The following is a 20,981-nucleotide window of genomic DNA, read 5'->3' on the forward strand; positions in this document are numbered from 1 at the left end:
CCGCGAAACTTCCAGGAGTCTTCCGGAAGTCGGGCATCCGTGGGAAGGCGTACGGGCCGGGAACGGAGAAGTCGCGGCGGGTGACGGGGAGTGACCGCCCCCGGACATGCGTCGGGGCCGGTTCGCAGGGTGTCCTGCGGCCGGCCCCTCATATCTGCGAGCGGGGCGTCACCCCGCCCGGCGGCCCTCAGGCAGCCGTCACCACTTGGCTGCCGGCCAGCGGACGGTGCGGGGCGATGACCCTGCCGTCCGGCAGAAGCTCACCGGTGTCCTCGAAGAGCACCACGCCGTTGCACAGCAGGCTCCACCCCTGCTCCGGGTGGTGCGCCACGAGATGGGCGGACTCCCGGTCGGCGGATTCGGCTGAGGGGCATGGTGTCTGGTGCTGGCACATGGGTGGGATCTTTCGCTCTGTCGTGATGGATGAGGCGACTGAGTCGTCTGAATCGGTCGTCGTGTGTGTTCCGCGGCTAGAAGTGTCGTTCATGGCCGCCCCCCGTGATAAGTGGTCGGAACCCAGTGTTGCCCCACGGGCGTCATTCCGCAGGGATTTCGCGGCACCGCTTCTCACAGATTCAGGACGCGTCACCCGCCCGGACGGTTCATCCCAACTGGGCTGTCACTTCGGGTGGTTCGCAGTGGTCGGATAGGGCTAGTCAGATCGGGTCGGGGGCCTTTTCGGCTCGTACGAGCTGTTAGGTGCTCGTACGAGCGATAGAAAGCCCGCACCCCGACGCCGGGAATTCGGCGACGGGGTGCGGAAAGGCTTCACGCGTGGCGTTTCAGGCGGGTGAGCCGAGCAGTCGCGTGGGAGTCGCGCGGTGGGTCAGTACCGGGAGGAGTTCGGCGACGCGGTGCGGGCGATGTGCCGCGATGCCGGGGGGTGCGGGCGCCAGCGGGACGAGCAGATCGGTGGCGGCGGGGTGGCCGGCGGCGCCGTCCGCGGTGCAGTCCTCGTGCAGCCAGAGGGTCAGCATGTAGAGGCCGGGCACCGACAGCAGGCGGGGCTGATACGACTGCGGCATCGTCTCGGCCTGGCGCAGGGCGCGCTCGGTGGAGGTGATGTACGGGCCTTCGAAGAAGTGGGAGAAGGCCCAGCCGTCGGGAGTCAGCATCGTCTCCGCCGCGGCCACGGCCCGCTCGCCGGAGCGGATCAGGAAGCGCCACCCGGCCAGCCGGGTGGCCGACACCCCCTCGGCCGTCACCCGGTCGAGGACGTGGACGGGAAGCGGGAGTTCCGCTGCGACAGGTCCCTGGGCGCGGAGCAGGGAGGGGGTTCGGGCCTCCCGGACCGCGGTGGGCGAGGAGAGCGCGGTCAGGACGGTACGGAGTGCGGGCGCGGGAGCCGGGGGGACATGCAGCGGCATGGTGGGTCGCCTCTCATTCAAAGGCACGGTGGCACGAGGGCGGGGGCGGACGGCGCTGTCTGCTCACGGGGGTCGGCAGAGGCAGGGCCGGGTCTCATGAACGAGAGGGGGGTGGGGTCCGCCGAACATCGACTCGACGGCAGGACCCATCGACCGTGGGCGCCAACCTTCTGCCTTGTTCGCGGAGTTTATACGACACGGGATCAGACTGGGTTTCGCCTAGCCGTTTCCGGTGAGAAGAACAAGGGTACATTCGGTCGGCGATACGCGAGAATTATCCCGATTCCAGGCGGGGGTGCGAGGTGATGACCTCGGTGAATGTCCGAGAACCGGTAGGCCCATTCTCGTCGGCGTTTTTCACGAGTTCGCGGACACCGGGTGGACATCAAAATCTGTCCCGTGCGACATGCCGAGTGAATGTGCCACTGGTCACACGCGACCAGCGTAGCGGTCGGCGGACCCCTCCGGGACGTTATCGATCGCTTTCGCTGGGCATCCTCCACCTGACCGTGACCCCGGCGGCCGGATCTTGAGGCCCGTATCATCCGAGGAGGGACGCTTCGATGGGGGAGAAGGTCGTGGCAGGGCGGTTCGACCTGTCCGATCGCCAGCGCTACCGCGACAAGCTCCGTCGGTGTCTGACGGGCTTGGAGCGGCTCCTGGCGGAGAAGCGGTTCGATCGCCCGAAGAACCTCATGGGGCTGGAGATCGAATTGAATCTCGCGGGCTCCGACGGCATGCCGAAAATGTTGAATGCGCAAGTCCTGGAACGCATCGCGAGCCGGGACTTCCAAACAGAACTCGCCATGTTCAATCTGGAAGTGAACATTCCTCCACACCGTCTGGGTGGCCGGGTTTTCGACCGGCTCGGTGAGGAACTCCGCACGTCACTGGCATATGCCGACCGAAAAGCGGGCGAGGTCGACGCGGGAATCGTGATGATCGGCATTCTGCCGACCCTCGACCGGGATGACCTCGTCTCGTCGAACCTCTCCGACGTCGACCGCTACACCCTCCTCAACGACCAGATCGTGGCCGCCCGGGGCGAGGAGTTCACCCTCGACATCGACGGCGTGGAGCACCTCACCTGCACCTCGAAATCCATCGCGCCGGAGGCCGCCTGCACCTCCGTGCAACTGCATCTCCAGGTCACCCCGGGCCGGTTCGCCGACGTGTGGAACGCGGCCCAGGCGGTCGCCGCCGCGCAGATCGCCGTCGGCGCCAACTCGCCCTTCCTGTTCGGCCGCGAGCTGTGGCGCGAGTCGCGGCCCCCGCTGTTCCAGCAGTCCACCGACACCCGCCCGCCCGAGCTTCAGGCCCAGGGCGTCCGGCCGCGCACCTGGTTCGGGGAGCGCTGGATCACCTCGGCGTACGACCTCTTCGAGGAGAACCTCCGCTACTACCCGGCGCTGCTGCCGATCTGCGACGACGAGGACCCGCTCGAGGTGCTCGACCGGGGCGGCACGCCCTCCCTCGCCGAACTCGTCCTGCACAACGGCACGATCTACCGCTGGAACCGCCCGGTCTACGGCATCGCCGACGGCGTCCCCCATCTGCGCGTGGAGAACCGCGTCCTGCCCGCCGGGCCCACCGTCACCGACGTCGTCGCCAACGCGGCGTTCTTCTACGGCGTCGTCCGCGCCCTCGCCGAGGAGCCCCGGCCGGTGTGGACCCGGCTGCCGTTCGAGGCGGCCGCCGCCAACTTCGACGCCGCCTGCAAGGACGGCATCGACGCCCGCTTCACCTGGCCCCGGCGGGGCCGCTACGGCGGCACCACACAGGTCGACGCGGTCAGCCTCGTACGGGACGAACTGCTGCCGCTCGCCGAGGCCGGACTGGACGCGTGGGGTGTCGAGCCGGCCGACCGCGACCTGTACCTGGGCGTGATCGAGGAACGGTGCCGGCGCCGGGTGAACGGGGCGAGCTGGCAGGCCGCGACCTTCCACAAGGCGCTGGACGCCGGCCACACGCGGGAGGCCGCGCTGGCCGCCACCACCCGCCGCTATCGCGAGCTGATGCACCAGGGGGATCCGGTCCACACCTGGCCGGTGGGCCTGCCGGAGCCGGTGCCGCTGGGCTGACGCGCCGCCGGGGTGACATCCTGCTGCCTTCATACTGATCCGACAGATCGTGTTCGAGCGATCGTTTCCGGCAGGTCGGTGAAGTGGAGGCAGGTGTGCAGGCGGAGGCGGGCCCGGTGGCGGACGATTCCATTCCCCAGCAGCGGCTCTCGCGGCGGATGCTGCGCAACGAGACCCTGCTCGTCCTGGCGCTCTCGCTGGGGGCGAGCGGAGTCTCCGCCCTGATCAGCTTCATCGGCTCGGTCACCAAGCCCGGCGGGCTCAAGGACCAGGCGGCCACGATGAACGCCTCGGCCGCGCCCGGCCGTCCCTGGCTCGACCTCGCCTGGCAGCTCTTCGGGATCACCACGGCGCTCGTGCCCGTCGCGCTCGTCGCGCACTTCCTGCTGCGCGAGGGCGCGAGTCTGCGCACCATCGGCTTCGACCGCAGCCGCCCCTGGCCCGACCTCGGCCGCGGCGCGGCGATCGCGGCGGTCATCGGCAGCACCGGCATCGCCTTCTATCTGGCGGCCCGCGGCCTCGGCTTCAACCTCACCGTGGTGCCGGAGGCGCTGCCCGGCGTGTGGTGGAAATACCCGGTGCTGATCCTCTCCGCGATCCAGAACGCGGTGCTGGAGGAAGTGATCGTCGTCGGCTATCTGCTGCGCCGCCTCGGGCAGCTGGGCTGGACCCCGACGGCCGCGCTGATCGGCAGCTCGGTGCTGCGCGGCTCGTACCACCTCTACCAGGGCATCGGCGGCTTCATCGGGAACCTGGCCATGGGCGTCGTCTTCGTCTATCTGTACCGCCGCTGGGGCCGCGTCGGCCCCCTCGTGGTGGCCCACTCGCTGCTCGACATCGGGGCGTTCATCGGGTACGCGCTGCTGGCGGGCAAGGTCGGGTGGCTCCCGACGGCGTGAAGGACCGGGGGAGGGGCGTACGGCGGTGTCGTACGCCCCTCGCTCTATGCGCCCTCGCCGTCTCAGGCCAGCAGCTCGCCCTCGATGACCGTGACCGCCCTGCCCGTCAGCAGGGTGCGGTCGCCGCGCAGTTCGGTGCGGATGCGGCCGGAGCGGCGTGAGGCCTGGAGGCCGGTGAGGCCGGCGCGACCCAGGCGCTCGGACCAGAACGGGGCGAGGGCGGTGTGGGCGCTGCCGGTGACCGGGTCCTCGTCGATGCCGATGTTCGGGAAGAAGCCGCGGGAGACGAAGTCGTAGCCCTGGGCCGGGTCCTCCGCTCGGGCCGTGGCGATGACGCCGCGCGCGGAGTGGGCGGCGAGGGCCTTGAGGTCGGGGGTGAGGCCGTGCACCGTCTTCTCGTCGGAGAGCTCGACGAGCAGATCGCCGACGTTCGGGCCGGTGTCGAGGACCGTCAGCGGCTCGGCTCCCAGGGCCTCGGCGAGGCCGCGGGGCGGGTCGACCCGGGTGAGCGGAGCCGTCGGGAAGTCCAGCGTGATGGAGCCGTCGCCGGTGGGCGTGGCGACGAGGACACCGCTGCGGGTCGCGAACCGCACCGGCCCCTCGTGGGCACCGGTGGTGTGCAGGACATGGGCGGTGGCGAGGGTGGCGTGGCCGCACATCGCGACCTCGGCGGCGGGCGTGAACCAGCGCAGCGCCCAGTCGGCCTCGCCGCCCTCGGGGAGGGGATGGGCGAAGGCCGTCTCGGCGTGGTTGACCTCCAGGGCGATGTCCTGCAGCCGGCTGTCGTCCGGGAAGGCCTCCGCGTCGTTCAGGAGCATGACCCCGGCCGGGTTGCCGGTGAAGGGACGGTCGGTGAAGGCGTCGACGATTCGAATCCGCATGCCCCGACGCTAGAGGCCCGTCCAGGCCGCGGACCAAGGCCAATTCACGAGTCCTGGCCCGATTCACCGGTCCTGGCCGGCAGCGGCTCACTCGGCGCGGCTCCGCTTGACCTTGACACGATGACAAGGTCTTCACTGTGGCCGAGGAGGTGGTCGCGATGACCATGCCGAAAGAGGACACACACCCGATGCCGGCTCTCCGGGGGCTGGAGGACAACGGCTCGTCGGTCCGGCTGCGGGCGGCGCTGGCGGCCGGCACGACCCCGGATCCCCGGTTCGTCGACAAGCTCGTCGAACGGTGCGCGATCGAGCCCGAGTTCTCCGTGCGCGAGATGCTCACGTGGGCGCTCACCCGCCACTCGTCGTCCCTGACGGTCCCCAGGCTCATCGATGAACTCCGCGCGGAGCGTCCGCAGGCACGAAGCCAGGCGTTGCACACGCTGTCCAAGATCGGTGACCGGCGGGCGTGGCCTGCGATCACCCGGGCGCTGCTGACCGACCCCGACGACGAGGTGGCGCGGAGTGCCTGGCGGGCGGCGGTCGTGCTCGTACCCGAAGGTGAAGCGGCCGGGCTGGCCGGGGTGCTGGCGGCACAGCTCGGACGCGGCGAGCACGAGACGCAGTTGAGCCTCAGCCGGGCGTTGATCGCGCTCGGTGAGGTGATCATGCCGACCCTGCACGCGGGGATGACGGATGCCGACCCTCGCGTGCGTCAGCATGCGATCGCCACAGAACGGCTGTGGCGCGACCCGGACGCCGGATTCGGGTTCGCGATCGAGGAGGCGAAGCGGGTCGTGGCCCTCGACGCGATCGGCCAGGAGGGATGACAGGGCGGTGTTGATCGGTGAGGTGGCACGGCGGTCCGGGGTCAGCGCCCGCATGCTCAGACACTACGAGTCGCTCGGCCTGGTGCGGCCGACGGGCCGGACCGACGCCGGCTATCGCGCGTACTCCGGCGACGACATCCGGCGGATCTTCCACATCGAGAGCCTGCGGTCGTTGGGGCTGTCGCTGCGTGAGGTGGGGCGCGCGCTGGACGATCCCGGCTTCCGGCCCGCGGAGCTCGTCGACGACCTCGTCCACCGGACGCGGGAGCGCATCGCGGCGGAGACCGAGCTGCTCACGCGGCTCCGTCGGATCGGTGCCGCGGAGCCCGCCGGCTGGGAGGACGTCCTCCAGATCGTCGGACTCCTCCACGCGCTGGGATCGAAGAGCGCCGGAACGCGTCAGCGCGCGGCCCTGTCCTCGGTCGAGGAGGTCCCGTGGCCGGTGGAGGCCCTCGTCGAGGCGGCGTTGAGCGAGACGGACCCGAATGTCGCCGGAGCCCTTCGATGGGCTCTGGCGCAATCGGGCGAGGGCGGGTCGGCCCTGCTCGCCGAGGGCCTCGGCTCACCCGCGGCCGAGGTGCGCGAACGTGCCGTGCGGTCCCTCGTCGAGATGCCGGACGCTGCGGCGACCGCACTGCTGAAGGGCGCTCTCGAGCATCCCGACATCGTGGTCCGCAGGTATGCGGCTCTGGAACTCGGGGCGCGGGGAGTGGCCGACGCGGTCCCGACGCTCATCGACATGGTCGTCGAGGCCGTGAACGACGTCGACGCGGCCGATGCGCTGAGCGCGCTGGCGAGCGATCCCGCGTCGGCGGACCGGATCGCCGCCGGGCTCGTCGACCGCCTCGCCGGCGGCACCGCCGAACCGTCCGCGCGCCGACGGCTGACCCAGGCGCTCGCGGACATCCCGGGCCCCACGGCGTCCCGTGCCCTCGCCGATCTGGCCCGGGACGAGGACCGCGTCGTCGCACAGACCGCCACCTACATTCTCGGGATGCGCGACGCCCGCTGAAGCCGCTGGTCCGGCAGGGCCTTGCCATAAGAACACTACCGATATATCGTTGACGCATCGCGACAGATCAACGATGGAATGGAGAGTGGTTGCGATGCGTACCCACGGTTACGAGCACGGACATGGCCACGGCGGACCGCGGCGCGGTCGGGGCGGCTTCGAGGGACTGCGTGCGGCTTTCGGTCCGTTCGGGCCCGGCGGTCCTGGTGGTCCCGGCTGGGGAGGGCCCGGTGGTCCGGGCTTCGGCCCCGGCCCCTGGGGCGGACGAGGACGCGGCGGGCCGAGGGGAAGGGCGCGGCGCGGTGATGTGCGGGCCTCGATCCTCGCCCTGCTGAAGGACCGGCCCATGCACGGCTACGAGATGATCCAGGAGATCGCCGAGCGCAGCGGCGGGGCGTGGAAGCCCAGCCCGGGTTCCGTGTACCCCACCCTTCAACTGCTGGAGGACGAGGGTCTGATCATCAGTGAGTCCGAGGGCGGCAAGAAGCTGTTCTCGCTCACCGAGGCGGGTCGTACGGCGGCCGAAGAGGGGCCCGAGGCGCCCTGGGAGGAAGCGTCCCGCGGGGTCGACTGGGAGGCCCTCGGCGAGATCCGCCAGGCCGGCTTCGGGCTGATGGAGGCCTTCGGTCAGGTCTGGAAGACCGGCAGCAAGGAGCAGAAGGAGAAGGCGCTCGGCGTCATCAACGAAGCCCGCAAGAAGCTGTACCTGATCCTCGCCGACGAGGACTGAGCGACGGCCCCTCGTGGCGCTGGCGCCCCCTGGAGTGATCCGGGGGGCGCTTCTTCGTGCCGGGGCGTCAGGCGACCAGTTCGTTCAGCTTGCGCAGCGACTCGTTCAGGGCCGCCGTGGCCGAGTCTCTGAGCTTGCCCGCCATCAACGACACCGCCGCACCCGTGAACTCGCCGTCGATGCGGACCGTCGTCGCGTCGCCGTCGGGCGTGAGGGTGTAGCGCGTCGCGACGGTCACGCCCATCGGGCCCTGGCCGCGGATGGCCAGCAGCCGGGCCGATTCGAGTTCCTCGACGGTCCACTCCACCTCGGCCGGGAAGTTCATCAGCCGCATGTTCTCCCGGAAGGTCGTGCCCACCTCCAGGCTCTTGGGGCCGCCCGACGGGAAGCTGGTGTGGGTCGCGTTCCACTCGCCGTGGGTGGACCAGTCCGTGAGTCTGGCCCACACCTTCTCGGCGGGCGCCCCGATGCGTGCCTCCGCGCTGACTTCGGCCATGCGACCACCTCTTCGAGTCGGGTGTCGCGGAACGTAGCCGCGTCGGCCGCAATGTTCAATACTGACGAACAGTCAGGCGTGGTGGGTCCGCGCACGAAACAGCCTGATCTCCTCCGTAAGGAGGAGATTCCGGCCGGGGGAGTCCACTTCCTGTGGGACGCCGAAATGCTCCCCCTCGGGGATGACCCGGGCTCGCGGGACTGATGGGGTAGGGGATGTGCACCACCGTATCCCCAGGCAGTCGGCCCCTGAGCACGGCATCCACCGCGCGGAGAACGATGCCAGGCTCAGTGACGAGCTGGCGTCGGTGATCGGCGGTGCCCGTCGCCGGGCGGTCAGGGACGGGGACCGGCAGATCGACACCGCCCATCTGCTCCACTCCCTGCTGGAGTCCGACCCCGAGGCGCGTGCCGTCTTCGGAGACGGACCGCGCATCGCGCGACTGCTCGGCTATCTCGTCCAGCGCAGCATCGGCTACGGCCTGCGTTGGCAGAGCGGTGTCGAGGACTCCGGCGCCGTCCCCGTGGTGGCCGAGTGCGCGGGTTTCTCGCCGCTGGCCGCGGCATCGATGGAGTACGCCTGCGAGCGTGCCGCCCGCCGGGGCGGACCGGCCCGCGGCATCGACCTGCTCGCGGCGATCGTCGTCGACGCGCAGGCGCGCGCGGTCGAGGTGCTCGCACGCGCCGGGATCGACCCGTACGAGGTGCTGGCCCGGCTCGACGGCGGGCCCGGCCTGCCCGGGGAGTGGGCCGGGGGCTCCGAAGCCGCGTACTGACCGGCCCTGCCCGGGGTGTCGGCTTTGCCCGGGGTGCTGGCTCTGTCCCAAGCGTTCGCCCCGTCCCGAGCGTTCGCCCCGTCCAGGCAGTGAGACAGGTGCCATGAGGGGTGACGCTCCTGTCATGGCCTGTCATCATGTGCCGGTGCGTACCTCTGAGAGCAGTCCGAGCAAGCGCGGCAGGGGCGTGGGGCTCGGCCTCGCGTTGTTGTCCGCGGTCGCCTTCGGCGGATCCGGAGTCGCGGCCAAGCCGCTGATCGAGGCGGGCCTCGACCCGCTGCACGTGGTGTGGCTGCGCGTGACCGGGGCCGCCCTGGTGATGCTGCCGCTCGCCGTACGCCACCGCGCGCTGCTGCGCCGCCGCCCCGGACTCCTCGCCGGATTCGGGCTGCTGGCCGTCGCCGGTGTCCAGGCCTGCTACTTCGCCGCGCTCTCCCGCATCCCCGTCGGGGTGGCGCTGCTCATCGAGTACCTGGCGCCCGCGCTGGTGCTCGGCTGGGTGCGGTTCGTGCAGCGGCGGCCGGTGACACGTGCCGCCGCCGTCGGAGTCGTCCTCGCGGTCGGAGGGCTCGCGTGTGTCGTCGAGGTGTGGTCGGGCCTCGGCTTCGACGCCCTGGGGCTGCTGCTCGCGCTCGGCGCGGCCTGCTGCCAGGTCGGCTACTTCGTCCTCTCCGACCAGGGCAGCGACGCCGGAGACGAGGCGCCCGACCCGCTCGGTGTCATCGCCTACGGCCTGCTCGTCGGCGCGGCCGTGCTGACCGTCGTCGCCCGGCCCTGGACCATGGACTGGTCCGTGCTCACGGGCACCGCGCGCATGGACGGCACACCCGTCGCCGCCGTCGTCCTGCTGGCCTGGATCGTCCTGGTCGCCACGGTCGTCGCGTATGTCACCGGCGTGGTCTCCGTACGCCGGCTCTCCCCACAGGTCGCCGGTGTCGTGGCCTGTCTCGAAGCGGTCATCGCGACCGTCCTGGCCTGGGTCCTGCTCGGTGAGCACCTGTCGGCACCGCAGATCGCCGGTGGCGCCATCGTGCTGCTGGGCGCGTTCATCGCACAGTCCTCGACGCCCGCGAAGGGCTCCGAACAGCCGGTGGCGAGCGGTGGCCCGGAAAGGGAGTTGTCCACACCCGGAACGGCTGCTTAGGGTGCCGATCATGCCGTCCGACGCACTCGTTCTTCCGCCTCCGGCCGCCTGAGGCGGGCCCTCCGGAAACCGAGCCCGGCATGTCGCCGCCGGGCCGAACGGTGCTGCCCGCAGACGAAGTCCGCGGACCTCGCTGAGCCGGGGTCCTTCCCGAACTTCCGCGCACCCACCGCCGCCCGTTCCGCGCGGCGCGTCGTGCGCGTCTGCGGAGAGAACACGTGTCGAACACTGCCTCCGGCCTGCCCATCGGGCGAGGCCTCCTCTATCTGATCGTCGCCGGTGTCGCCTGGGGCACCGCGGGCGCGGCCGCCTCCCTGGTCTACCGGACCAGTGACATGGGGCCCGTCGCCCTCTCCTTCTGGCGCTGCGCGGCCGGTCTCGTGCTGCTGCTCGCCGTCCGCCTCGTGCGGCCGCGCGCCGGGACGGCCGTACGCGAGCCGCTCGGCCGCCGGGCGCTGCGGACCGGGGTCACCGGGCTCGGGCTCGCGGTCTTCCAGACGGCCTACTTCGCGGCCGTCTCCGCCACCGGCCTCGCCGTCGCCACCGTCGCCACCGTCGCCACCGTCGCCACCGTCGTCACCCTGGGCGCCGGTCCCGTACTCATCGCGCTCGGTGCCCGGCTGACCCTGGCCGAACGTCTGGGCCGGGGCGGCATCACCGCCGTCGCGGGTGCCCTCATGGGGCTCGCGGTCCTCGTCCTCGGTGGCGGGGGTACGGCCGTACGCCTGTGGGGCGTGTTGCTCGCGTTGCTGTCCGCGACCGGGTACAGCGCGACGACGCTGCTGACTCGCCGGTGGGGCCGCGGCGGTGAGGCCGACGCGTCCCGGACGGCTGTCGGGGCCTTCGCCGTCACGAGCCTGTGCCTGCTGCCGTTCGCCTGGGCGGAAGGGCTGCTGCCGCACACCGAGGAGCCAGGGCGGCTCCTGGCGCTGCTGGCGTACGTCGCCGCCGTGCCGACGGCCCTTGCCTACGGCCTCTACTTTGCCGGAGCCGCCGTGGTGCGGTCGGCCACCGTCTCGGTGATCATGTTGCTCGAGCCGGTGAGTGCGGCGGGGCTTGCGGTTGTGCTGCTCGGAGAGCGGCTTACGGTGGCGACAGTGGCTGGAACCCTGCTGTTGTTGGGCTCCGTGGCGGGGCTTGCGGTGGGGGAGGCGCGGAGCGCGCGGTCGGAGCCAGGGGTCCTTGTGTGACCGGCGGCCGCGGGTTGTGCGGCTGGTCGCGCATTTTCTCGCGCCCTCAAGGCAGGTTCGGCGTCACCGGGTCCGCAAGTAGTCAGGCAGTTCGGTGTCGGTAGCCAGGTCCGGGTCGGGGATCGGGGTGCCGTAAGTCTTTCCGACCGGGACCACGCCGGCCCAGTGCGGGAGGGTGAGGTCCTCCGGTTCGTCGTTCACGCCGCCCGTGCGGAGCTTGGCGGAGACCTCCGTCAGGTCGAGGCGGAGCACGGCGGTGGCGGCGAGTTCCTTTCGGTTGGCCGGGCGGGAGTCGGCGGCGCGGCCCGGCACGACGTGGTCGACCAGCGCGTCCAAGGCCTGCCGTTTCTCCTCGGGGTCCGTGACGTCGAGGGCGACGCCGTGCACCACCACGGAGCGGTAGTTGATCGAGTGGTGGAAGGCCGAGCGGGCCAGGACCAGGCCGTCGACGTGCGTGACGGTCAGGCAGACCGGAAGGCCCGGGTCGGCCTGGCCGGCCGCGCGCAGCGGGCGTGAGCCCGTGGAGCCGTGCACGTAGAGGCGCTCACCGACCCGGGCGAAGAGTGTGGGCAGCACGACCGGGGCGCCGTCGCGGACGAAGCCGAGATGGCAGACGTAGGCCTCGTCGAGTATCGCGTGCACCAGTTCCCTGTCGTACGAGGCCCGGCCCGGGGAGCGCGTGGGGACGGTGCGGTCGGTCGGGGTGTAGGGGGTGGCGGGGTGCGACGGGGTCGGTGCGGTCTCCTGCATTGGCGCTCTCCATTGCACTAGTGCATAATCTGCTTTGTGCTAGGAGAGTATCCGATCAGTGGGCGCCGCGCAGCGGACATTTCCGCGAGCGTCGAGCGGGCGGTGGGGGTCGGTGAGCTGCTGCCGGGCCAACTGCTGCCGCCCATGAGGGAGTTGGCGGAGCGGCTGGGCGTGAATCCCAATACGGTCGCGGCCGCGTACCGGACCCTGCGTGAGCGCGGGGTCATCGAGACCGCCGGCCGGCGCGGCAGCCGGGTGCGGTCCGCGCCGGCCACGACCGGGCGGGACCAGATCAGGGTGGACGTCCCCGAGGGCGTGCGCGATGTGGCGGCCGGCAATCCGGACCCGGCGCTGCTCCCGCCGCTCGCGGCCGCGTTCGCGGCGGCGGCCGCCGAGGCCGACCGTGCTCCCGTGCTCTACGGAGAGACCCCCGTGGAGCCGGAACTGGCCCGGATCGCACGGGCCGGCCTCGACGCCGACGGGGTGCCGGACGGGCCGCTCGCGGTGGTCTCCGGAGCACTCGACGGCGTCGAACGCGTCCTGGCGGCCCACCTCAAGCCCGGTGACACCGTCGCCGTCGAGGACCCCGGCTGGGGCCGCACCCTCGACCTCGTGCCCGCGCTCGGGCTCAGGACCGTCCCCGTCGGCGTCGACGACGACGGGCCTTACGCCGAGGACGTGCGCCGGGCGCTGGAGGCCGGGGCCCGGGCCCTGATCGTCACGGACCGGGCGCAGAACCCGACCGGCGCCGCGGTGAGCGCCGCACGCGCGCGTGCCCTGCGGTCCGTGCTCCGGGAGCACCCGGAGACCCTGCTGATCGAGGACGACCACGGCCACGGCATCGTCGACCTCCCCCTCCACCCCCTCGCCGGCACCACCCGGCACTGGGCCTTCGTCCGCTCGGCCGCCAAGGCCTACGGCCCCGATCTGCGCCTCGCCCTGCTCACCGGCGACGCCGTCACCGTCGACCGGGTCAGTGGCCGGCAGCGCCTCGGCCCGGGCTGGGTCAGCCTGCTGACGCAGCGGGCCCTGGTACGGCTGCTGGCCGACGGAGCGGTGGACACGCGCGCGGTGGCGGCGGCGTACGGGCGGCGCCGGGACGCACTGATCGAGGCGCTTGCGCGGCGTGGGGTCGCGGCGCACGGGCGCAGCGGGATGAATGTGTGGGTGCCCGTGCCGGACGAGACCGGAGCCGTCGCCCGGCTGCAGCACGCCGGCTGGGCGGTCGCACCGGGCGTCCGCTTCCGGTTGAGCGCACCGCCCGGCATCCGGGTCACCGTCTCGACGCTCGCCGAGAACGACAGCGGGGGTGAGGGGCGGAAGGAGGGCGAGATCGAGGCGCTGGCCGACGCGATCGCCTCGGCGCTCGGCCCTGCCCCGGCGCGCGGTTACGTCTGAGGCCTCGGCCGCGCACGGGGCTTCGGCCGGACCTGGGTGAGGGCCGCGCCCGTCAGTACGATCGCCGCGCCGACCGGAGTCGACCAGGCGAGCGACTCGCCGAGGAGTGCGACGCCCGCGGCCGTGGCGATGACCGGGACGAGGTACGTGACCATCTGGGCGGTCGTCGGGCCGACCTCGGCGACCAGGCCGTACTGCAGGAGCATGGCGAGGCCGGTGCCCAGGGCGCCGAGCGCGGCGATCGCCAGCAGCGGCACGACGGGCAGACCGTCGGGCAGGGTGGTGAACAGCGGGGTCACGACGGCCAGTTGGGCGGTCGCGAGCAGCAGTTGCGCGCCGGTCATCGACAGGTGCGAGTGGCTCGTGCCGGCCAGGGTACGGCGGACGTAGATCCAGCCGACCGGGTAACTGAGGGACGCCAGCAGCGCCAGGGCCGTGCCGGTGGCGTCCAGGCCGTGGAAGCCCTGCCAGGCGCCCAGCACCGTGAGGACCCCGAGGAAGCCGAGGCCCAGCCCCGCGACCCGCACCCGGGTCGGGCGGTCCTCCGAGAGGGCGACCAGGGACAGCGCCATGCCCCACAGCGGTGAGGTCGCGTTGCAGATGCCCGCCAGGGTGGACGGGATGGTCAGCTCGGCGTACGCGAACAGCGAGAACGGCAGGGCGTTGAGCAGGAACGCGGCGACCGCCAGATGCCCCCAGGTGCGCGCACCGCGCGGCAGCCGCTCGCGGCGCACGGCCATCGCGGCGGCCAGCACCGCCGTACCGAACGCCAGCCGGCCGAGCGTGACCTGGAACGGCGCGTACCCCTGGGTGCCCACCTTGATGAGCAGGAAGCTGAAGCCCCAGATCAGGGACAGCGCGGCGAAGCGGAGACGCCAGTCGAGGCGGCGCCGGGGCCGGTCGGGCGAGGCCGTGGTGGCCTGGCCGGGCGTGGAGGTGGCGGTGGTCATGGCAGTCACGATGCGGGAGCGGAACCGCGTAGCACAATCGAGATTTCGCACTCGATATTGCGTAGCATCGCTTACGTGTTGAATCTGGAGCGCCTGCGCACCCTCGACGCCCTCGCACGGCACGGCTCGGTCAGCGGCGCGGCCGAGAGCCTGCACATCACCACCTCCGCCGTCTCCCAGCAGATGTCCAAGCTGGAGCGGGAGGTCGGCCGGCAGCTCCTCGCCAAGAACGGCCGGGGCGTGCGGCTCACCGACGCGGGCCGGCTGCTCGCCGAGCACGCCGCGCGCATCCTGTCCCAGGTCGAACTCGCCCGGTCCGACCTGGAGGCGCAGCGGGGGGAGGTCGTCGGCGAGCTCAGACTGTCGGCGTTCCCGACGGCCGCCCGCGGCCTGTTCCCGCACGCGCTGTCCGCGCTGCGCGAGCGGCACCCCGTGCTCCGGCTGCGCTCCTGCGAGCTGGAACCGGAGCACGGCATCGCCGGAGTCGTCCGCGGCGACCTCGACCTCGCCGTGGTGCTCGACTGGTACAACAAGCCGATGGCGCTGCCCGACGGCCTGGTCAAGGCATCGATCCTGGACGACCCCGCCGATGTCGCCATGCCGGTGGACCACCGGCTCGCGGGGCGTGACGAGGTGGACCTCGCCGAGTTCGCCGAGGACGAGTGGATCACCTGGGGCGAGGGCGAGTTCTGCCACGAGTGGCTGATGTTCACGCTCCGCTCGAAGGGCATCGAGCCGATCGTCGGCCATCGCGCCGCCGAGACCCATACACAGCTCGGGCTGGTCGCCGCGGGCCTCGGGGTGTGCATCGCCCCGCTGCTCGGCCGCCACCCGGTGCCCGACGGGGTCGTGACCGTCCCGGTCAGACAGCGGGTGCGGCGGCATGTCTACGTCGTCTGGCGCGCGGACGCCGACCGCCGCCCGTCGATCAGGGCCGCGGTCAAGGCCCTGCGGGCGGCGGGGGAGAGCCTCACCTGAGCGCTCCGCGCCGGATTCCGCGCTTTCTCAGGCGGGCCCGAGCTTGCGGAAGTCCCAGGAGACGATCTTCTGCGGTGTCAGGCGTACCCAGGCGTGCCGGCCGTCGTGCGGCATTTCCTCCAGGCCGAAGTTCTTCCGGGCGAACAGCGTCTCCGGGACGTCGAGTTCGGCGCGCAGCTCGCCGGTGCGCGGTATCTCGCCCACGAACTCGACGGCCCCCGACAGCTCGGCACCGCGCAGCTCGTCGTACTCCTCGCCGGTGTCGACCACGATCGCCACCCGGGGGTCGCGCCTGAGGTCGGTCCACCGCTTGCTGCGTACGACCGAGTACAGCCACATCGAGGCGCCGTCCCAGGCGAACCACAGCGTGCTCACATGCGGAGCGCCGTCCGCCGAGATCGTGGCGACCCGGCAGGTGCGCTGCGTGGTGAGGAAATCGTCCAGCTCGCCCGGCGTCATCATGATCTTCCGGCCCCGGCGCTGCTGCGTGACGGTCATGCTCCCCCTCTTTCTTCTTCCCACGTCGTGTCAGAGGAGATCCTCTGACATCACGTCAGAAAAGAATGAGTGCTCTTCCCTCCGTGCGCAACGGTGGCTACGCTCCCCCGACCCGCCGCCGGCGCCCAGGGGGAACCGTGCCCTCGTACGAAGAGCTCAGCGAACTCCTCGATCCGCGGACCACCGTGCTGCTCACCGTCGAGTGCCAGGAAGGCGTCGTCGGAGCGGACAGCGCACTGCCCGAACTCGCCGCCGAGGCCCGCTCCGGCGGCGTGCTCGCCAACATCGCCCGCCTGGTGGCCGCCGCCCACGAAAGCGGCGTCCAGGTCGTGCACGCCGTCGCCGAACGCCGTCCCGACGGGCGCGGCGCCAACCGCAACGCCCGCCTCTTCCGGGCCGCCGCGCGCCTGCCCGTCCAGCAGCTGTCCGGCACGCCGGCGGTGCGGGTCGCCGCCCCGATCGAGGTCGCCGAGGAGGACCTCGTCGTGCGACGCCTGCACGGGCTGTCGCCCCTCCAGGGCACCGATGTCGACCCGCTGCTGCGCAACCTGGGCTGCCGCACCCTGATCGTCACCGGCGTATCGGCCAACGTGGCCGTCCCCAACGCCGTGTTCGACGCCGTGAACCGCGGCTACACCGTCGTCGTCCCGACAGACGCCATCGCGGGAGTGCCGTCCGACTACACCCCCGCGATGATCCGCCACACCCTCGCGTTGGTCGCCACGGTCGCGACCACGGACGAGGTACTGGCGTGTCTGAAACGAGCGCGTGAGGTCAGGCGAGCGTGATGGAGTCGCCGTTCACGGTCACCTGTTTCGCCGCCAGCGGTTCGACGGCCGGCCCCTTCTTCACGCTGCCGTCGAGGACGGAGAACTCACTGCCGTGGCATGTGCAGGAGATGATGTCGTCCTTGAGGTCCACCATCGGACAGTCCCGGTGGGTGCAGATCGTCGAGAACGCCTTGTACTGGCCCGCGGCCGGCTGGGAGACCACGACCTTCTCGTCCTTGAAGATCTTGCCGCTGCCCTCGGGGATGTCGGCGGTCTTCGCGAGCGCCGCACCACCGGCGCCCGCCTCGGGCGATGAAGCGCTGCCGCCGGAGCCCTGTTCGGTGGACGAGCCGGAGGCCTTGTCGTCCGATCCGCACGCCGTCAGCGCGACGGTGAGCCCCGCCGCGCCGGCTGCCGCCACCACGGCACGACGGCTCGGTCCGGACCTCGGCTGAACTGATTCGCTGGTCATGCTGACGTTCCTTCCGGGGATTCGTGATCTGCGGAGAGGTACGGCCCTTGAGGACCGGCTGTTCAGACAATGTCGAGATCCTGACCCGTTCGCGGAACGGTGTGGGTAAAGCGGAGCTGTCGGTTCGCTGTCGGGTTGCGGCCCGCCGCCGCGAGGCCGTCGCGTGCGCCCCCGTCCACGTCAGTAACCTGGGGCGATGCTCAAGGAAGTGATCGCGACCCGGTTCATCGCGCCGCTGCGCGAGGGCGGTTCGCTGCCGGGACTCGTCGAGGCAGACGACCACGGGATGTACGTCCTGAAGTTCAGCGGCGCGGGACAGGGGCGCAAGACGCTCGTCGCCGAGGTGGTCTGCGGGGAGCTCGCCCGCCGGCTGGGGCTGCGGGTGCCGCGCCTGGTCACGGTCGAGCTCGATCCGGAGCTGGGCCTCGGCGAGCCCGACCAGGAGGTGCAGAACCTGCTCAGGTCCAGCGGCGGCACCAACCTCGGCATGGACTTCCTCTCCGGCGCGCTCGGCTTCGACCCGCTCGCGTTCCGGGTGAGCCCCGAGGAGGCCGGGCGGATCGTCTGGTTCGACGCGCTGGTCAACAACGTCGACCGGTCCTGGCGCAACCCCAACCTGCTGATGTGGCGGGGCGAGCTGTGGCTCGTCGACCACGGCGCGACCATGATCTGGCACCACAACTGGCCCGGCGCGCAGGCCTCGGCGGACCGCCCCTACGACGCCTCCGACCACGCCCTCGCGCCCTTCGCGCCCGATGTCGCCTCCGCCGCGGCCGAGTTGGCGCCCCTGGTCACCGAGGAACTGCTCGCCGAGGTCACCGCGCGAATCCCGGACGCCTGGCTGGCCGACGAGCCCGGCTTCGACACGCCGGACGACCTGAGGCAGGCCTACGCGCGGCCGCTGCTCGCGCGCGCAGCCGTCATCCACGACCGCATCCAGGGGGCGAAGTGAGCGACCGGCACATCATCAGGGGCGGTGCACGGGACCGCCAGATCTACGAGTACGCCGTCCTGCGCGTCGTCCCGCGCGTCGAGCGCGGCGAGTGCATCAACGCCGGTGTCCTCGTCTACTGCCGTGCCGAGTCCTACGTCGGCGCGCGCACCCACCTCGACGAGGCCCGGCTGCTGGCCCTCGACCCCCATGCCGACGTGGCCGGCGTCCGGGCCGCGCTGCGCGCCGTGGAGAACATCTGCACGGGCGGCCCCGCGGCCGGCCAGGCCGCCCCCGACGACCCGGGCCGCCGCTTCCGCTGGATCGTCGCCCCCCGCTCGACGATCGTCCAGCCCGGGCCCGTACACACCGGGCTGACCACGGATCCGGCGGCGGAGACGGAGCGGTTGCTGGACGTGCTGGTGAGGTAGCGGATACCCGGCTCCGCCGCGCTGTCAGTGCCGTCGGCGCTTCACCACGTAGCCGGCCGAGAGCGCGGCGCCCGCCGCGAAGGTCACGCCGATGGCCACATCCCAGTCGCTCGGCCCCGTGACCGCCGCGCCCCCGAGTCCGCCTCGTACGCCTTGAGACGGGGTGGCGGTGGTGGGCGTGGTGGTGACAGGAGCGGACGGGGTGGCGGAGCTGGTGGGGGAGATGACGCCACGGCGGGGCAGGACCTCACACGCGATGCCGTCGTCCGGGCCCTGGTCCTCGTCGAGTCTGTTGGGATCGCTCGGATCCGCGTCGAAGACGGCCTGCGCGTCCTCCTGGAAGGAGAAGTCGCGGCAGTCCAGGTCCTGTCGGGCGTGAGCGGGGTCGGCCATGGGCACGATCGAGGCGATCGCGAACAGCGTGCCCAGGGCACCGGTGTGACGGCGCATGGAGCGCCTCCCTTCCGGCCACGAGTGGCTCGGGCTTCGACGCTAGGGTCCGAGGGTCGCTGCGGCGCGTGGCCGTAGGCCGATCGGGTGTCCCGGGGGATGCCGTCGGTGACGGGCGTGCGGGTAATGGATCACACACACGCCGTGGCCGTTGACACCGCGTGCCAGGGCTTCTAGCGTCACACCCACTGAAGGTACTAAGCGGTCGCTCACCTGAGGAGAAGCAGCCATGTCCACCACTGAGCAGCGGGTCGCCGTGGTCACCGGTGCCGCGCGCGGTATCGGTGCCGCCACCGCCGTACGACTGGCCGCAGAGGGCCGCGCGGTCGCCGTGATCGACCTCGACGAGGCGGCCTGCAAGGACACCGTCGAGAAGATCACCGCGGCGGGCGGCAAGGCCATCGCGGTCGGTGCCGACGTCTCCGACGAGGCCCAGGTCGAGGCCGCGATCGCCCGTGTCGCCGAGGAGCTCGGCGCGCCGACGATCCTGGTCAACAACGCTGGCGTGCTGCGCGACAACCTGCTGTTCAAGATGAGCGTCTCCGACTGGGACACCGTCATGAACGTGCACCTGCGCGGCGCCTTCCTGATGTCCAAGGCCTGTCAGAAGCACATGGTGGACGCGGGATTCGGCCGGATCGTCAACCTCTCGTCGTCCTCGGCGCTGGGCAACCGCGGCCAGGTGAACTACTCCGCGGCCAAGGCGGGTCTGCAGGGTTTCACCAAGACCCTCGCCAAGGAACTCGGCAAGTTCGGCGTGACCGCCAACGCCGTCGCCCCCGGCTTCATCGCCACCGAGATGACCAAGGCCACCGCCGACCGCGTCGGCATGGGCTTCGAGGACTTCAAGGCCGCCGCCGCCACCCAGATCCCGGTGGCCCGCGTCGGTGAGCCGGAGGACATCGCCAACGCCATCGCCTTCTTCACGGGCGAGGCGGCCGGATTCGTCTCCGGCCAGGTGCTGTACGTGGCCGGCGGACCGCTCGACTAGAGGACGACAGACATGACTTCCGTGGAACTCTCCGGCAAGGTCGCCCTCGTCACGGGCGGCAGCCGCGGCATCGGCTACGGCGTCGCCGAGGCGCTCGTCGCACGCGGCGACCGCGTGTGCGTCACCGGCCGCAACGAGGACTCCCTCAAGGAGGCCGTCGAGCAGCTCGGCGCCGACCGCGCGATCTACGTCGCGGGCAAGGCGCACGACGAGGCCCACCAGGCCGTCGCCGTCGAGCGCACGATGGAGGCCTTCGGCCGCGTCGACTTCCTGGTCAACAACGCCGGTACGAACCCGGTGTTCGGGCCGATCGCCGACCTCGACCTGAACGTCGCGCGCAAGGTCTTCGAGACCAACGTGGTCTCCGCGCTGGGCTTCGCCCAGAAGACCTGGCACGCCTGGCAGAAGGACAACGGCGGCGCCATCGTCAACATCGCCTCGGTCGCCGGCCTCTCGCCCTCGCCGTTCATCGGCGCCTACGGCATCAGCAAGGCGGCGATGATCAACCTGACGGTGCAGCTCGCGCACGAGTACGCGCCCAAGGTGCGGGTCAACGCGATCGCCCCGGCCGTCGTGAAGACCAAGTTCGCGCAGGCCCTGTACGAGGGCCGGGAGGAGGAGGCCGCCGCGGCCTACCCGCTCGGCCGGCTCGGTGTGCCCTCCGACATCGGCGGCGCGGCCGCGTTCCTCACCTCCGAGCAGTCCGACTGGGTCACCGGTCAGACGCTCGTCGTGGACGGCGGTATCTTCCTCAACGCCGGCACGGGCTGAGGCAAGAGGCTCGGTGCGGGCGCCCGTGGACTCACGAGGCGCCCGTACCCACGTAAAGCCCTCGCAAAGGGCGATGACAACGTCGTCAAAGGTTTATCGATCAAGGAGTCATGGACCGGGGCGGGTCAGCCGGCCGGGCACTGCGGTATGGTCTGCCGACCCTTGGTATGGCAGATCGAGGAGCGTGCG

Annotated in this window: 24 protein-coding genes; 15 read left to right on the top strand and 9 right to left on the bottom strand. The window is 71.5% G+C overall.

Features of this window, described 5'->3' with window-relative positions; translation table 11 throughout:
- Positions 1-187: 187 nt before the first annotated feature.
- Positions 188-394, bottom strand: coding sequence for a DUF5999 family protein (locus KJK29_RS32610; protein ID WP_215122742.1), 207 nt, complete (start codon positions 392-394; stop codon positions 188-190).
- 388 nt (positions 395-782) lie between these two features.
- Complete coding sequence (locus tag KJK29_RS32615) at positions 783-1,367, bottom strand: hypothetical protein (RefSeq protein ID WP_215122743.1); 585 nt, start codon at positions 1,365-1,367, stop codon at positions 783-785.
- A gap of 563 nt (positions 1,368-1,930) precedes the next feature.
- Between KJK29_RS32615 and KJK29_RS32620 the strand changes: the two genes are divergently transcribed.
- Both KJK29_RS32620 and KJK29_RS32625 read left to right on the top strand, forming a co-directional pair.
- The gene (locus KJK29_RS32620) at positions 1,931-3,448 is read left to right on the top strand and encodes a glutamate-cysteine ligase family protein (RefSeq protein ID WP_215122744.1); all 1,518 of its coding nucleotides are present in this window, start codon (positions 1,931-1,933) and stop codon (positions 3,446-3,448) included.
- Positions 3,449-3,543: 95 nt separating this feature from the next.
- Positions 3,544-4,347, top strand: a complete 804-nt coding sequence (locus tag KJK29_RS32625) for a CPBP family intramembrane glutamic endopeptidase (protein ID WP_215124536.1) — start codon at positions 3,544-3,546, stop codon at positions 4,345-4,347.
- 62 nt (positions 4,348-4,409) lie between these two features.
- Here the strand turns inward: KJK29_RS32625 and KJK29_RS32630 are convergent, their stop codons facing one another.
- Positions 4,410-5,228, bottom strand: a complete 819-nt coding sequence (locus KJK29_RS32630; protein WP_215122745.1) for a PhzF family phenazine biosynthesis protein — start codon at positions 5,226-5,228, stop codon at positions 4,410-4,412.
- 158 nt (positions 5,229-5,386) lie between these two features.
- Between KJK29_RS32630 and KJK29_RS32635 the strand changes: the two genes are divergently transcribed.
- The 3 genes from KJK29_RS32635 to KJK29_RS32645 all read left to right on the top strand — a co-directional run bounded on the left by KJK29_RS32635 (position 5,387) and on the right by KJK29_RS32645 (position 7,797).
- Positions 5,387-6,055, top strand: a complete 669-nt coding sequence (locus KJK29_RS32635; protein ID WP_215122746.1) for a HEAT repeat domain-containing protein — start codon at positions 5,387-5,389, stop codon at positions 6,053-6,055.
- 7 nt (positions 6,056-6,062) lie between these two features.
- On the top strand, positions 6,063-7,067 hold the full coding sequence (locus tag KJK29_RS32640; RefSeq protein WP_215122747.1) for a HEAT repeat domain-containing protein: 1,005 nt from the start codon (positions 6,063-6,065) through the stop codon (positions 7,065-7,067).
- 94 nt (positions 7,068-7,161) lie between these two features.
- Positions 7,162-7,797, top strand: a complete 636-nt coding sequence (locus KJK29_RS32645) for a PadR family transcriptional regulator (protein ID WP_215122748.1) — start codon at positions 7,162-7,164, stop codon at positions 7,795-7,797.
- Between the two features lie 67 nt (positions 7,798-7,864).
- On the opposite strand, the gene KJK29_RS32650 is transcribed toward KJK29_RS32645, so the two are convergent.
- Positions 7,865-8,293, bottom strand: a complete 429-nt coding sequence (locus KJK29_RS32650; RefSeq protein ID WP_215122749.1) for a type II toxin-antitoxin system Rv0910 family toxin — start codon at positions 8,291-8,293, stop codon at positions 7,865-7,867.
- Positions 8,294-8,474: 181 nt separating this feature from the next.
- Between KJK29_RS32650 and KJK29_RS32655 the strand changes: the two genes are divergently transcribed.
- From KJK29_RS32655 to KJK29_RS32665, 3 genes are all read left to right on the top strand, one after another.
- Entirely contained in the window at positions 8,475-9,068 is a 594-nt protein-coding gene (locus tag KJK29_RS32655) for a Clp protease N-terminal domain-containing protein (RefSeq protein WP_215122750.1), read from the top strand.
- 139 nt (positions 9,069-9,207) lie between these two features.
- The gene (locus KJK29_RS32660) at positions 9,208-10,212 is read left to right on the top strand and encodes an EamA family transporter (protein ID WP_215124537.1); all 1,005 of its coding nucleotides are present in this window, start codon (positions 9,208-9,210) and stop codon (positions 10,210-10,212) included.
- Positions 10,213-10,430: 218 nt separating this feature from the next.
- Positions 10,431-11,402 carry a DMT family transporter gene (locus KJK29_RS32665; RefSeq protein WP_215122751.1) on the top strand — a complete coding sequence of 324 codons (972 nt, stop codon included), beginning with the start codon at positions 10,431-10,433 and terminating at the stop codon, positions 11,400-11,402.
- A 63-nt stretch (positions 11,403-11,465) separates the two neighbouring features.
- Here the strand turns inward: KJK29_RS32665 and KJK29_RS32670 are convergent, their stop codons facing one another.
- Positions 11,466-12,152 (bottom strand): pyridoxamine 5'-phosphate oxidase family protein, encoded by a 687-nt coding sequence (locus KJK29_RS32670; protein WP_215122752.1) that lies wholly within the window; start codon positions 12,150-12,152, stop codon positions 11,466-11,468.
- 36 nt (positions 12,153-12,188) lie between these two features.
- Between KJK29_RS32670 and KJK29_RS32675 the strand changes: the two genes are divergently transcribed.
- Entirely contained in the window at positions 12,189-13,550 is a 1,362-nt protein-coding gene (locus tag KJK29_RS32675; protein ID WP_215122753.1) for an aminotransferase class I/II-fold pyridoxal phosphate-dependent enzyme, read from the top strand.
- Here the strand turns inward: KJK29_RS32675 and KJK29_RS32680 are convergent.
- Positions 13,541-14,500 carry a DMT family transporter gene (locus tag KJK29_RS32680; protein WP_215122754.1) on the bottom strand — a complete coding sequence of 320 codons (960 nt, stop codon included), beginning with the start codon at positions 14,498-14,500 and terminating at the stop codon, positions 13,541-13,543. The two genes, KJK29_RS32675 and KJK29_RS32680, sit on opposite strands and share 10 nt — an antisense overlap.
- 75 nt (positions 14,501-14,575) lie before the next feature.
- Between KJK29_RS32680 and KJK29_RS32685 the strand changes: the two genes are divergently transcribed.
- Entirely contained in the window at positions 14,576-15,478 is a 903-nt protein-coding gene (locus tag KJK29_RS32685) for a LysR family transcriptional regulator (protein WP_215122755.1), read from the top strand.
- A 27-nt stretch (positions 15,479-15,505) separates the two neighbouring features.
- On the opposite strand, the gene KJK29_RS32690 is transcribed toward KJK29_RS32685, so the two are convergent.
- On the bottom strand, positions 15,506-15,976 hold the full coding sequence (locus KJK29_RS32690) for a pyridoxamine 5'-phosphate oxidase family protein (protein ID WP_215122756.1): 471 nt from the start codon (positions 15,974-15,976) through the stop codon (positions 15,506-15,508).
- 137 nt (positions 15,977-16,113) lie between these two features.
- Between KJK29_RS32690 and KJK29_RS32695 the strand changes: the two genes are divergently transcribed.
- On the top strand, positions 16,114-16,764 hold the full coding sequence (locus KJK29_RS32695; protein WP_215122757.1) for a cysteine hydrolase family protein: 651 nt from the start codon (positions 16,114-16,116) through the stop codon (positions 16,762-16,764).
- Here KJK29_RS32695 and KJK29_RS32700 read toward each other — a convergent pair.
- The gene (locus KJK29_RS32700) at positions 16,751-17,218 is read right to left on the bottom strand and encodes a Rieske (2Fe-2S) protein (protein ID WP_215122758.1); all 468 of its coding nucleotides are present in this window, start codon (positions 17,216-17,218) and stop codon (positions 16,751-16,753) included. The two genes, KJK29_RS32695 and KJK29_RS32700, sit on opposite strands and share 14 nt — an antisense overlap.
- Positions 17,219-17,414: 196 nt before the next feature.
- On the opposite strand from KJK29_RS32700, the gene KJK29_RS32705 reads away from it, so the two are divergent.
- The gene (locus KJK29_RS32705) at positions 17,415-18,170 is read left to right on the top strand and encodes a HipA family kinase (protein ID WP_215122759.1); all 756 of its coding nucleotides are present in this window, start codon (positions 17,415-17,417) and stop codon (positions 18,168-18,170) included.
- Positions 18,167-18,580 (top strand): DUF3037 domain-containing protein, encoded by a 414-nt coding sequence (locus tag KJK29_RS32710; protein ID WP_215122760.1) that lies wholly within the window; start codon positions 18,167-18,169, stop codon positions 18,578-18,580. Before KJK29_RS32705 ends, KJK29_RS32710 begins: the two co-directional genes overlap by 4 nt.
- 24 nt (positions 18,581-18,604) lie before the next feature.
- Here KJK29_RS32710 and KJK29_RS32715 read toward each other — a convergent pair whose 3' ends face one another.
- A complete protein-coding gene (locus KJK29_RS32715) occupies positions 18,605-19,030 on the bottom strand; it encodes an excalibur calcium-binding protein (protein ID WP_215122761.1) in 426 nt (141 codons plus the stop codon).
- 229 nt (positions 19,031-19,259) lie between these two features.
- Between KJK29_RS32715 and fabG the strand changes: the two genes are divergently transcribed.
- The gene (gene fabG, locus KJK29_RS32720) at positions 19,260-20,021 is read left to right on the top strand and encodes a 3-oxoacyl-ACP reductase FabG (protein WP_215122762.1); all 762 of its coding nucleotides are present in this window, start codon (positions 19,260-19,262) and stop codon (positions 20,019-20,021) included.
- 12 nt (positions 20,022-20,033) lie between these two features.
- Positions 20,034-20,792 carry an SDR family oxidoreductase gene (locus tag KJK29_RS32725; RefSeq protein WP_215122763.1) on the top strand — a complete coding sequence of 253 codons (759 nt, stop codon included), beginning with the start codon at positions 20,034-20,036 and terminating at the stop codon, positions 20,790-20,792.
- Positions 20,793-20,981 lie beyond the last annotated feature (189 nt).

Origin of the sequence: Streptomyces koelreuteriae, from assembly GCF_018604545.1 — a bacterium.
GTDB classification, from domain to species: domain Bacteria; phylum Actinomycetota; class Actinomycetes; order Streptomycetales; family Streptomycetaceae; genus Streptomyces; species Streptomyces koelreuteriae.